Below are 12003 nucleotides of genomic sequence, written 5' to 3'. Positions count from 1 at the left end.
TCAAGAATACATGTCAGGAGCGAATAGATTTGGAACAAAAACAACGTCCTCTCGGAAGGCCTCGTCAAAATAAAAATACAAAATCTACAAAAGAAACCATTTTAGAAGTTGCAACACGATTATTTCTTACTCAAAATTATCAAGTCGTTTCCATGGATGAGGTCGCAAAAGTTTGTGGTGTTACGAAAGCAACCGTCTACTATTACTTTTCAACAAAAGCCGATTTATTTACCGCTACTATGATCCAGATGATGGTGCGTATACGTGAGAATATGTCACAAATACTCTCTACAAACAATACTTTAGAAGAGAGATTATTAAACTTTGCTAAAGTCTACTTACATGCCACAATGGATATCGATATGAAAAATTTTATGAAAGATGCAAAACTATCTTTATCTGAAGAACAATTGAAGGAATTAAAAAATGCTGAAGATAGCATGTATGAAGTGTTAGAAAAAGCACTCGATAAAGCGATGCAACTTGGAGAAATCCCTAAAGGAAACGCTAAATTTGCTGCTCATGCTTTCGTATCTTTATTATCAATTGGGAATTTTAAAGATGAAAATCACAATCCTATTCTTGCAAATATAGATGAATTAGCACAAGAAATCGTTACTTTCTATTGGAACGGGTTAGGTCATTCATATTAAATAGATTTCCTTTAATAAAAGAGTATGTTTGAATTTTTTTCAAACATACTCTTTTATAATTTATTTTTATACTAGTAATTAGATTATACTTCCACACAGTTAGCAATCTCCATAAATTTATTCTCCTTTCTAATACCGCTATCTTTTAATATGTTTTGTCATCCCAATCGAGAATGCTTCAAATCCGATAGTTTCATAGTAAGATTGCAATGTTTTTACACACATAAGTTGAGGAATGACCTTGTTTTGTTCACAGTGCTGGATTAATCGTTCTACTATTTCTTTTCCAATTCCAATGGACTGATACTCTGGTAATACACATACCCCGCAAATAACACCAGTTATTACACCATCTGATATAATACGCCCCATCCCTATTAATTGTTGCTCTTTAAAAGCATATATTGCATACCAACTTTGTTTACACATTTGTTCTAATTCGTTAACCGTTAATTGAAGAGAATTCCATCCTAAAGATTCATATACAGTTAATAATCCATTGAAATTTGTTGGGTGTTTAATTGTGTAATTTATACTATTATTCATGTAAATACTCCTTATTTTCTCGTTTGTTTTTATTTCATAAAATTATCTTTACTATGAAATTAATTTATACAAACTTCCATAAGAACAATATTATTCCTTCTCAACTTAAAATAAAAAGAAGTTAACCTATCCTCAGTTAACTTCTTTTATATAAATCCATCATTATATTATTAACCAAAAATCATACAGCTACAGACGATCAGGACAAACAAAACTAATAAACTATTTGAGAAATAACCCATAGAATACTACCCCTTTATTTCATTATGTTAAAGATTTTACCATAAAATTATTTACAACATAATAACTGAAAAAGACATTGTATTCATTAGTTAAATATACTAAGTAATATTTAATTTTAATCATACCCTACTTTATAGGCACTTCTCCTACTACGATAGTGCACATAACTTCAAAATAATAAGCGCTATATAAAAGATCACAATTTATCTATGGCTTCTTTACTTATTTTTCAACTATGCTAATTGTTAACTGACGATTTCCTCAAATAAATGTAACATCTTCACAAAAAGAGCATTCACTACTACTTCTCTAATCATTTACAACTCTCCCTGTAATTTATTTAAGCTCTATCCTTATTTATATTAATATCTTTCTTATTCGAAAATAGATTTTTAAAAATTCCTAACCCTACAATTAATAGAGTAATTCCAATTAATTTATTTATTTGCAAGGGAACCCTCTCTATTCCAAATAATCCGAATGTATCAATGCATAGAGCAACAACTAATTGAGTAATAAGGCTAATTAGCACCGTATACGCTGGACCTAAACTCTTTATTGCACCCATTATACAAATAATTAATCCGATGCCAAACAATCCACTTACATAAAACAAATAATTTGTAGTATACACTTTAATGCTAATACTGTTTTCTGTAATGATATAAAATAGAATAGAACTTATGAAACCTATTCCAAGAACACATGCAGTTGTTAACCACTGCCCTATGTTTTCATTTACTTTCGTATTAAAAACAGATTGTAAGCTAATTAATACTCCAGCTAATATAGCTAAACTAAATCCAATCATATTCCCTCTCCTCTTTTCATTGCTCATATATATTATTTTTAGCAACTTCCTTCATTCTAAATAAATCTTTAATTACAATAACTCCATTTTTCTTTTCAATTAATTTTTCTCTATAAAATTTTTGTAACACCCGAATGACGTGCCTATAACTTACTCCTATAAAGTCCGCAATACTTGATACCGAAGTTGCATCCAAATCTTCTCTATACATATTCCCGTTACTATCTGTTGAAATTGAAAGTAAATAACTAGCTACACGTACTTCTACTGGATAAAGTAAATTAAGAGCTGTAAAACGAGTCGATATTTTTAATGTGTTCGCAATGTTTTCAAGCAAGAAATTCATTAATTTAGGATTTTGTAATAACTTGTTTCTAATAATCGTATGAGAAATGGAGATTGCTACAACTTCTGAACAAGCTTCAACGGCATTATGCGCTTTGCTATTTTGTATGAATTCAATATCACCAACAACCGCCAATGGATTGATAAAACGAAGGATCAGTTTTTTTCCTTCTGGTGTAATCGTATAAACTTTTACTTTACCTTTAACAACAAAGTATAAACGATCCATTTCATCATCTATATTACAAATAAGCTCGCCTTTTTCAAAATGATTTAATTGAAAATAAGCTGTATCTATTTCTGAAAAAACCTCGAGCTTTTTATTGGTTTTCAAATAATGAATAATTAAATCTGATCTATTCTCCACTTTCATTTCCTCCTTTCATTTACATATTAAATACAACGATTCCTAACATCATTACTATTGTTCCCACAATATGATATCTCTCCATCTGTATCTTTTTTATTTGAAATAATCCTTTCATCTCAATAAAAGTTGCTGTTAACAATTGCGCAACCATAAGTGTTCCAGCTGTTAATGTAACTCCCATTGCATGTATCGCTATTGTTTCTGCACAAATAATTAACCCACCAAGTGCACCAGCTACTAAATATATTTTTTTCACATCCTTCAAATCAGCTATTTTCTCTTCTTTCTTTAACAAAAATATTGTTGTTGCAATAATGAATCCAATTAAATGCGTAATAATACTTGTCGACCATATACCAATATGTGAACTAAGTTTCGCATTAAATGTGCCTTGAAGTGTAATAAATACGCCAGCAAATACAGCAAATACAATGCCTTTCAAAAAATCATCTCCTAATCTTCTATTTCTGACTTAATTAAAAGCTATAATCCTATATAAGCAAAAGGACAAATGTCACATCAGTATGAAAATAACTACGAATGACCATCAAAAAACACACCTCAAAATATTTGAGATGTGTTTTTTATTAATATATATAATTTTAATAATTATAATTACGCTACATTAACAGATTTATTCTTCAAAACAAACTTTCCAAATAAGAAACGCACAAGCGGCCCCATAATAATTAATTGTAATGGATACGCCATAATGAAGTTTTTAATAAAAATCGAGAAATACATTGAAACAAAAGATTCACCATGTAATCCATTATGAAAATACATCATTGCCATTCCATAAAACGACATGAAGAAAACCATTCCAATAACCATAGCTGTCGCCATCGCAATAATAATATTTACTTTTTTCGATTTATCAAATGGTAACGTGAAGACAAGTTTTTTCGCACAAGGTCCAACGATACATATTTCAATTAATAATGCAATAATGAATCCGATTATTAGTTCTAATGCGATCTCCTTAATTTGAATTGGTCCCCCTGTTCCATTCAGTAATACATTATAAAACGTCATTACAATAACCATCCCTAGGCACATCATCATACCAAATTGGAGGTTTTCCTTTCTTGTTGTTGGCAATTTTAATCATCCTTTCTATTTAAGTCTTTGTCATTATATCGATTGTGGAAACCTCTTCATAAGTGAACATTTTGTGAACAATTTTAAACCGCTTTCATATATTTCTACTCTAATTCTCACTTTTACTTATAAAGGTTATATATATCGCGATGTTGAATTACTAAATTTAACATTGCATTACATTATTACTAGGAGGATAACCATGAATGAAGCAGAATTTTACGCATATCACATCGTAACAAGGAGAAAAATGAATATCGGACAAATCATTCATTTTAACAAAAATCAACATAATACTCTATATCACTTCTTTTTTGAAAAAGAACAATTAAATGCTAGTGGTGAAGATGGCATGAAAATTATAAATAATCACTATAAAAATGAAGAATTGCATATAAATAATGAAAATGCTCAAGTCGTTATGAATTATATAGATCAAACAATTAGAGCAGTTAGGGAAACGATTGTAGAAATGGTTAGGTTGCAAGAATATCCTAATTATCCTTCAAGACTATCTTGTTTATATGCTGCTAAAAGCTATGATGATGCGTTGAAATGGAAAGCATTGTTTGATTCTTACAATCGAGAAGTGTTGCAGATTGTTAAACTACGAGTAATTGGAAATCATTTCGAAGGTGACGGAAACCTTTTACCGAAAGAAGATGGCATTCCTTTTTCTCAAAAAATTGAACAAGCTAGAGAGTATTGGAAAGGAAATAGCAAAAGCGAATTACCTGAGCTATTGATTAATGGGAAAATTGAAGTAGTGGAAATTAACAATGATTTTTCTAAAGTTAAATATTAGAGAATGGAGATTACAATGATGAAAAAAGTGTACTTCAATCATGATGGCGGTGTAGATGATTTAGTTTCACTGTTTTTATTACTCCAGATGGATAATGTCGACCTTACAGGTGTTTCAGTTATCCCTGCAGATTGCTATTTAGAACCAGCAGTGTCGGCAAGTCGAAAAATTATTGATCGCTTCGGCAAAGGTAATATTGAAGTAGCAGCGTCTAATTCTCGTGGAAAAAATCCATTTCCAAAAGACTGGCGGATGCATGCATTTTATGTAGATGCTTTACCCATTTTAAATGAGTCTGGAAAAGTTGTAACACCCGTAGCAGCAAAACCTGCGCATCATCATTTAATTGAGACTCTTCTACAAACTGAAGAGAAAACAACTTTATTATTTACAGGTCCTCTTACCGATTTAGCCCGTGCACTATATGAAGCACCTATAATCGAAAATAAAATTAAACGTTTAGTTTGGATGGGTGGTACATTTCGTACTGCAGGCAATGTACATGAACCTGAACATGATGGAACAGCCGAATGGAATTCGTTTTGGGACCCTGAAGCAGTAGCTCGCGTATGGGAAGCAAATATAGAAATCGACTTAGTAACTCTAGAAAGTACAAACCAAGTTCCCCTAACTGTAGACATACGTGAACAGTGGGCAAAAGATCGAAAGTATATCGGTATTGATTTCCTTGGTCAATGTTATGCAATTGTTCCCCCTCTCGTTCACTTTCCAAAGAACTCTACCTACTATTTGTGGGATGTATTAACTGCTGCATTTGTTGGGAAAGCTGATCTAGCAAAAGTACAAACGATTAATAGTATTGTTTATACATACGGACCTAGCCAAGGACGTACAGTGGAAACTCATGATGGACGGCCGGTAAATGTCGTTTATGATGTAAACCACAATGGTTTTTTCGACTATATAACTGGGTTAGCAAAAAAAGCCTCTACTTAAAAGCCTATCTATACGAAAAATAAAAAAATGGTATAACTTCAAATGATGGGCCAGTAAAAAATTAGAAATTGGTTGGAACTTATTATTAAAAAAGAGCATTGAATTAACTTTCAATACTCTTTTTGTACAGTTTCATGCTATTTGATAAAAATTGTGTTTTACAGTTTACTCAGTTCATAACCATTTACAAAAAACGTTATTGTTTCTAACTCATCTTCATTTAATTCTCTATCTAGCTCTTGTTTATACGCTTCCTTTATCTTCTCTTCATCGCCTTTATGAGCTTCTGTATAAGCTCCTATTGTTTTTAGCAAATGAATTTCTTGTAAAAATTTAGCCCGATCTATTGCTTCCCCATGAGAAAGAATATAAGTTTCAGCATCGAATTTCTCTAATTCCTCTATTAATTTAAAAGTTCTTTTCGTCGTATAGTTCCACTTCGAAGAAAAAATATCTGCATATATACAGTCTCCTAAAAACAATATCTTTTCTTCTTTTATATACATAACAACTGAATCATGTGCATGATCTCCCCCCACATGTTTTAACACGCATGTCACTTCACCAAGATCTAATTCAATTTGATCCAGGAACGTTAAGGTCGGAGGAATAATTTTAATATTTCTCGCTTTCTTGCTAAACTCTTTTTTTATGCAATCCGCACAAAATTCAATTTCAGTACCTTCTTTTACGCGTGCGTCCAATGCTTCATCTGTCCATTCATAAGATACTAGTGACTGCATTTCTTTTTTCGTTTCAGTATGCGCAATAGTTAATGCATTCTGTAATACAGATAATCCAAAAATATGATCCCAGTGCCAATGCGTTAGTGCTACAAAATCAGGATTCGATACATTTTGTTCTTTTAACATTTCTAAAAACAATTGTGCATGTTCTTCTGAATTCCCTGCATCAATCATTAACGTTTTTTCTTGTCCAACGACCATTCCCAATATAGGTCTATCTGTTTCAGAAACTGGTGTCATATACCAAAACGAGTTTCCTATTTTTTTTATTTGCTGCATAATTAGTTCCTCCATTTACTGCTATTCTCTTCAATTTATACTACTTGTAAATTTCTAGCATCTAACATACTAACTATTTCACTTTATTCATATACTGTTCTTGTACACGCTGCATTAAATCTCTCATCTTCTTTTCAGAAGGGTGCTCTTGGTTCTCTGGTACCTCTCTACCATTAGCTGAAAATTCTTGAGAACATGATTTATGAGTTACCTCTAAGTTTACAAGTGGGTATTCCCAAGAATCTTCAGTTCTACTTCCAGTTGAAGCAAGGCGTATACAGCTAGAATCAAGTTTCGTACGCTTCCCTTCTTTATTTACTCTGTAATATAAATCATTTACTGTACCATATTTCATATCTTTTGTAGCTGTAATAGCAGTACCGTCAGCTGAGAAAATGACAACACTAAATCCATCTTCTTCCTGTAACGTCTCCGCACCAGGTACGTTATATAGTACAATTAAATCACCTTCGTATCAAAATAAAAATCCCAATCTTTTGAAGCTGGATCATGATATTCCGTATCACATATATTTTCGATTCCAAATGAAATTTTATCACCTATTTTTAACTCTAAACGATACGGATTATTGTTGAGTTTCCCTTCAAACTTCTTCTCATTTCTTTCAGTGATTTCTACCCACATTCTTTCACCATTAAACCCATCTTCTTTCTCATTTTTAGTTACAAAAATTAACTTTACCAAATCTCCAATCTTTAATTTCTCCAACACTTCTGAGCTAGGAAGGTAAAATGTATATGGTGCTCCTTTATTTAATTCATAAACATTATCTAAGTACCAAGACATATTTTTCTCTCCTCAAAAACTTTTTACACTCATATTTTTTAAATAACACTATTTTTTCTTCCGGCAAACTACTACCATTGAATAACAATCTTCCCCTAACTCATTTCCTTCCCAATCATTATATATATGTAATAATTCAAAACCATTCGCTACTAATAATCTTTCTAACTCCTGCGGATACGTATAGCGAAGATCTATCGTTGTTTTCAGTTCCTCTACTAGTACATCGTCCTCATAAAACCTTCTTGTTGTTATGTAGTGCTGTATTTGCTGAATTGAATCATATGTCATTTCAGTATATAGATTATATTTTCTTCCCTTTTCATCACTAACAGTTGTCCAATATTCTTCTGTAGATGGTTGTATTAATTCTTCTTTTGAAGGAAAACGTGTATCGAATATAAATATACCATTGTCAGCTAATACGTGATGAATAGATGTTAATAACTGATTTTGATCTATATTCGTGAGAAAATGCTGGAACCCGTGTCCTACCATAAATGCTAACGGAATCGTTTCTTCAATCTTCAATTGTAAGCAGTCTTGTTGTAGCCATTTGACCTTCTTACAATCCGTAGATTTTTTCTTTGCTTCAGCAAGCATGCCTTCATGTATATCTACACCAATCATTTGATATCCGTTTTCTATAAATGGAATTGTAACCCTTCCTGTCCCGCAGGCAATATCTAAAATCCATTCATTTTGTATACTTAGTTTTTTCGCCCATGATAGTAAGAACGGAAAATCTGACAAACTTTTATTTTCTACATCATATCGTTTTGGATTTTCATATTCAGATAGACTCCATTTTGTTTGCAAACTTATTCCCCATTTCATATTTTCACTTAAATTCAATATATAAATTATAACGAATCGTCAGTTTTTTCTCTATAATCAAACACAATTACTTGGACTAATCTAACTTTACTTTTCGTAAGCTAAAAATAAGTGGTAGAATCGGAGTGTGATACTATGGAACGATTATGGATTCCAATAATTGTTACGTTTTTTTCATTTGGCGGATTACTATTAGGCGGTGCGGTTGGCATTGCTACGCGCCAGTTAATTGAAGAAAAGATGCATCGTTTATACGCATTATGTGGGGGGATTTTACTTGGGCTTTTATCCCTTGAAATTATTCCTGAAACATTTTCAAGCTATGAAATAATTGGGCCTATACTTGGTATAGCTATCGGTATTTTAGTTATGAGCTTATTAGATAACTATTGTCATCATCCAATGATACATAAAAAAGATCAACAAGCTTGGCAAACTTTCCTTTTTCTCTCTTTCGCTATATTTATTCATAATTTGCCGAGTGGATTTGCTTTAGGTACTGCTTTTATTAATCATGCTGACTCTGCCATACCTTTTTTAATAGCAATCGTCGTTCACCATATTCCTGAAGGATTAGCATTAATTATCCCCTTTCTCTTTACAAAGCATAAATATATTTCCTTTTTATTAACAACTTTATTACTTTCCCTTATTCTCGGTACTGGGACGGTTTTTGGCATTTTGATGGAAGGAAAAGCTCTACATTTACAAGGGCTTATTATGGGAAGTGCTATCGGCTCACTTGGCTATGTAACAATTCATGAAATGCTTTGGAAAGCTAAGAAACAGCTCTCTTTCCTTACATTTCTAACTTGGGCAACTAGCGGTTTTTTTCTAATATTAGTGTTTACTCTATTAGCTGGACATCACTAAATTAAACAAAAAAGATAGCTGAAAACAATTTGTCTTCAGCTATCTTTCTTTATTTTTGTATCTCTCTATAGAAAGAAAAATCATTCACAGTAGATTGTACTCTTTTCTCTTCCTTCATTTCTGTATCCTTGCTCTTAGGTGTTCTTACATTGCCTAGTTTAATCGCATCTTGCATGCTATTACTGATTAGATTCCCTGACAAGATCGTCATACTATAGAAAGCGATTGGTATAAGTACTATCCATGTGTGTGTAGTTAAGTGACGAAAACTTAGCCCTTTACCCTTAGCAAACAAACTATAATCTTTCTCTAATTCTTCTTTAAACCGTAATAACAAAAGTTTAATAAACAATAATGTTGTTGGTATTGTAAGACATGTAATCGGTAACAAACATATCCTTTCTTCCCCTAATCCAGCCAGTTTGACTGGCATAAATCCTGTTTTTTGAAACATAATTACGACAAGAAGCTGTGACAATAAAACAAGTAATATATCCGGTATACTCTCAAGCGTGAGAAAAACCCCATTCCATATTCTTTGCTTCCTATGAGAACGCTGCAATACCCAAACGACAAGTACATACGCTATAAACAAAGATAGTAAAAAAGCTGACAAAAATACGATCATCGTTTCAATATAATGAATCCATATTTGCGGAAATAATTTTCTTGAGTCTCGTAACCCATATGTTATTTCCCCTGGTTGAAGTAACTTCTCTCCAAGAAATACAATTGTGTTCCAGAAACCGAGTAAATCAATTTACAATCCCTTAAATAATCGCGGTAGCGCACCTAAGCAGATTATACATAAGATTGCAGATAATAGTTGTAAACAAGTAATCCCACACCACTTAACAGTTCGCATCAACATAACTATTTCCCCTTACCATCAAATAGAATATTCTGAAATAAATAGATGTATTATATCTCTTCAGCTATACCCTGCACTTGCTTCTTCCCACTAGGTAAAATGGCTTGATATAAACACGTGACAAATAATAATAAGCCAAATAAAATAATAAACAATGTATCTGCACTAATCCATTTCGGGAACAACATTGCTATCGTACCGAGAGATAACAGTTGGAATCCTGTTGTTAATGGACTAAGTAAACTTTGTACACGTCCCATGAATGACTCTTCGACAATTTCATACATCCAGCCCATGATTGCAACATTAATAAATGGTAAAAAGAAAGTCGCAAAAGCGATACATACATAAAAAGACCATACGTGATTTACAAAGTAACACATACCAAAGAAGATCCCTGAGCCCGCCATTCCAAATACAATAATAGGTTTTGGTGCATATTTCTTACCTATACTTGTTGCTACTATACTTCCTATTAGTAATGAAATCCCTCCAACTACACCGCCTATCATTGCTAAACTTTCATACGTTACTGGAGCAAGTTTGTATTTTAATATGTAAGTAGTGGATACACTTAAAATGCCATTTAATAGCCCAAATACGATAAATCCTAGTAGTAATTTTTTTAAAGTTTCATTTTGGTATATATACTTAATCCCTTCTTGAAACTCTGTTATTAACATCTTCAAATTGACTTCTTTCCATTTTGTTCTACCATTTGGTAAACGAACTTTTTCTGGAATGGAGATTGTTTGAATCAAAATACCACTCATAATAAAAGTGAGCGTATTTACTAAAATGCTCCCGTAAATTCCAAAAATCCAGTACACCATCGTTGCAATTCCTACACCAAACAAAGCATACAAACTATTTACCATTTGATTCATACCCGCTGCTGCACCGTATTGGTCTGATTCAACTACTCCCTGTATCATCGACTGTTCTGATGGAGAGAAAAATTGTATACATGCATTTTCCAAAAGTCAACTACCCCAATTGAGATGAAACGTTTCAGTTGGGGATTGAGTTAGAACGCTAGGTCTTTTCGTCTATCGCTAGACAGTTGACGCTCTAGAATTCATGCCACCTTATGGTAACACCCCAAGTAAGTTTTTGGTTGGTACTTGAAACAAACAATCGTTTCCCCACTTGCACCACCCTTTCGAAAAAGAGCAGTTCTTCCTTCTGGAAGAAGCCACCACTCAGATGAATCCGGCGTGTACTACAAGCCCCGACAAGTCGAGTACACATGGATGGTTGACACACCCACTAAGCTATGCGCGAAGCAACAGCCTTACGTTTTTGCACTTCTAATAGAATCGGCGTTTTCACTTTGAGATTGTCATCACATTCTACAACTTTTGATTTTTGCAATATATTCAACGCACCATTAATATCAGCATGGATATATGTTCCTGCTTTACTTTGGTACAGACCACGCGTGAGTCGTTTTCCACTAAAGCAATAATGAGTTTTACCATCCTTAGACCAAACTGGAACCGGATCTTTATCAAGAAAACTAGCTTTTGAAGTATAGCTTTCTTCTTGTTTTAAAAATCGGATGCCTTCTTTTACACATTTATTCTCAATTGCTGCAATCAGTTTATGAAATGGGATTTGAACAAACTTTTGATTATTCTTTTTTTCCATATCAGGTTTTTGTTTCCAACCTGTGTTATACCCTACAACAATAGTATCTATATCGAATTCTTTCACTTTTTTAAACAACAGGCCTACCGTTTGTGAAATGTAACCGTTT

Annotated in this window: 13 protein-coding genes and 3 pseudogenes; 4 read left to right on the top strand and 12 right to left on the bottom strand. The window is 32.6% G+C overall.

Annotated elements, in window-relative coordinates; genetic code table 11:
• The first annotated feature begins 29 nt into the window (after nucleotides 1–29).
• Nucleotides 30–653: a TetR/AcrR family transcriptional regulator gene (locus ACYVEC_RS28925; protein WP_063225015.1), complete on the top strand. Its 624-nt coding sequence runs from the start codon at nucleotides 30–32 to the stop codon at nucleotides 651–653.
• A 138-nt stretch (nucleotides 654–791) separates the two neighbouring features.
• Here ACYVEC_RS28925 and ACYVEC_RS28920 read toward each other — a convergent pair whose 3' ends face one another.
• From ACYVEC_RS28920 to ACYVEC_RS28900, 5 genes are all read right to left on the bottom strand, one after another.
• A complete protein-coding gene (locus tag ACYVEC_RS28920) occupies nucleotides 792–1199 on the bottom strand; it encodes a GNAT family N-acetyltransferase (RefSeq protein WP_098557311.1) in 408 nt (135 codons plus the stop codon).
• A 583-nt stretch (nucleotides 1200–1782) separates the two neighbouring features.
• On the bottom strand, nucleotides 1783–2253 hold the full coding sequence (locus ACYVEC_RS28915) for a DMT family transporter (protein WP_098557310.1): 471 nt from the start codon (nucleotides 2251–2253) through the stop codon (nucleotides 1783–1785).
• Between the two features lie 16 nt (nucleotides 2254–2269).
• Entirely contained in the window at nucleotides 2270–2965 is a 696-nt protein-coding gene (locus tag ACYVEC_RS28910; protein ID WP_142332897.1) for a Crp/Fnr family transcriptional regulator, read from the bottom strand.
• Between the two features lie 19 nt (nucleotides 2966–2984).
• On the bottom strand, nucleotides 2985–3410 hold the full coding sequence (locus ACYVEC_RS28905) for a DMT family transporter (protein ID WP_098557307.1): 426 nt from the start codon (nucleotides 3408–3410) through the stop codon (nucleotides 2985–2987).
• A gap of 173 nt (nucleotides 3411–3583) precedes the next feature.
• Nucleotides 3584–4069 carry a DUF2798 domain-containing protein gene (locus tag ACYVEC_RS28900; RefSeq protein ID WP_098557423.1) on the bottom strand — a complete coding sequence of 162 codons (486 nt, stop codon included), beginning with the start codon at nucleotides 4067–4069 and terminating at the stop codon, nucleotides 3584–3586.
• Nucleotides 4070–4271: 202 nt separating this feature from the next.
• Between ACYVEC_RS28900 and ACYVEC_RS28895 the strand changes: the two genes are divergently transcribed.
• Both ACYVEC_RS28895 and ACYVEC_RS28890 read left to right on the top strand, forming a co-directional pair.
• Complete coding sequence (locus ACYVEC_RS28895; RefSeq protein WP_098557422.1) at nucleotides 4272–4874, top strand: DUF2441 domain-containing protein; 603 nt, start codon at nucleotides 4272–4274, stop codon at nucleotides 4872–4874.
• A gap of 15 nt (nucleotides 4875–4889) precedes the next feature.
• On the top strand, nucleotides 4890–5831 hold the full coding sequence (locus ACYVEC_RS28890) for a nucleoside hydrolase (RefSeq protein ID WP_142332921.1): 942 nt from the start codon (nucleotides 4890–4892) through the stop codon (nucleotides 5829–5831).
• A gap of 158 nt (nucleotides 5832–5989) precedes the next feature.
• On the opposite strand, the gene ACYVEC_RS28885 is transcribed toward ACYVEC_RS28890, so the two are convergent.
• From ACYVEC_RS28885 to ACYVEC_RS28870, 4 genes and pseudogenes are all read right to left on the bottom strand, one after another.
• Nucleotides 5990–6856, bottom strand: a complete 867-nt coding sequence (locus ACYVEC_RS28885) for an MBL fold metallo-hydrolase (protein ID WP_098557420.1) — start codon at nucleotides 6854–6856, stop codon at nucleotides 5990–5992.
• Between the two features lie 73 nt (nucleotides 6857–6929).
• Nucleotides 6930–7331, bottom strand: a pseudogene (locus ACYVEC_RS28880) (DUF6843 domain-containing protein); the annotation flags it as partial.
• Nucleotides 7319–7663, bottom strand: a pseudogene (locus ACYVEC_RS28875) (DUF2314 domain-containing protein); the annotation flags it as partial. The pseudogenes ACYVEC_RS28880 and ACYVEC_RS28875, both read right to left, overlap by 13 nt.
• 48 nt (nucleotides 7664–7711) lie before the next feature.
• Nucleotides 7712–8500, bottom strand: coding sequence for a class I SAM-dependent methyltransferase (locus tag ACYVEC_RS28870; protein ID WP_098557418.1), 789 nt, complete (start codon nucleotides 8498–8500; stop codon nucleotides 7712–7714).
• A 135-nt stretch (nucleotides 8501–8635) separates the two neighbouring features.
• Here ACYVEC_RS28870 and ACYVEC_RS28865 point away from each other — a divergent pair, with 135 nt between their 5' ends.
• A complete protein-coding gene (locus ACYVEC_RS28865) occupies nucleotides 8636–9373 on the top strand; it encodes a ZIP family metal transporter (RefSeq protein ID WP_098557417.1) in 738 nt (245 codons plus the stop codon).
• A gap of 49 nt (nucleotides 9374–9422) precedes the next feature.
• On the opposite strand, the gene ACYVEC_RS28860 is transcribed toward ACYVEC_RS28865, so the two are convergent.
• The 3 genes and pseudogenes from ACYVEC_RS28860 to ACYVEC_RS28850 form a co-directional block, all read right to left on the bottom strand.
• Complete coding sequence (locus ACYVEC_RS28860; RefSeq protein WP_371830866.1) at nucleotides 9423–10025, bottom strand: hypothetical protein; 603 nt, start codon at nucleotides 10023–10025, stop codon at nucleotides 9423–9425.
• Nucleotides 10026–10294: 269 nt separating this feature from the next.
• A pseudogene (locus tag ACYVEC_RS28855) lies at nucleotides 10295–11224 on the bottom strand (MFS transporter); the annotation flags it as partial.
• Nucleotides 11225–11513: 289 nt separating this feature from the next.
• Nucleotides 11514–12003, bottom strand: a 490-nt coding sequence (locus ACYVEC_RS28850) for an IS200/IS605 family accessory protein TnpB-related protein (protein WP_460509431.1), incomplete at its 5' end; no start/stop codon positions are given.

The sequence above is a fragment of the Bacillus sp. MN7755 genome, assembly GCF_054771475.1.
This window is presented reverse-complemented; position numbering and strand designations above follow the sequence as displayed.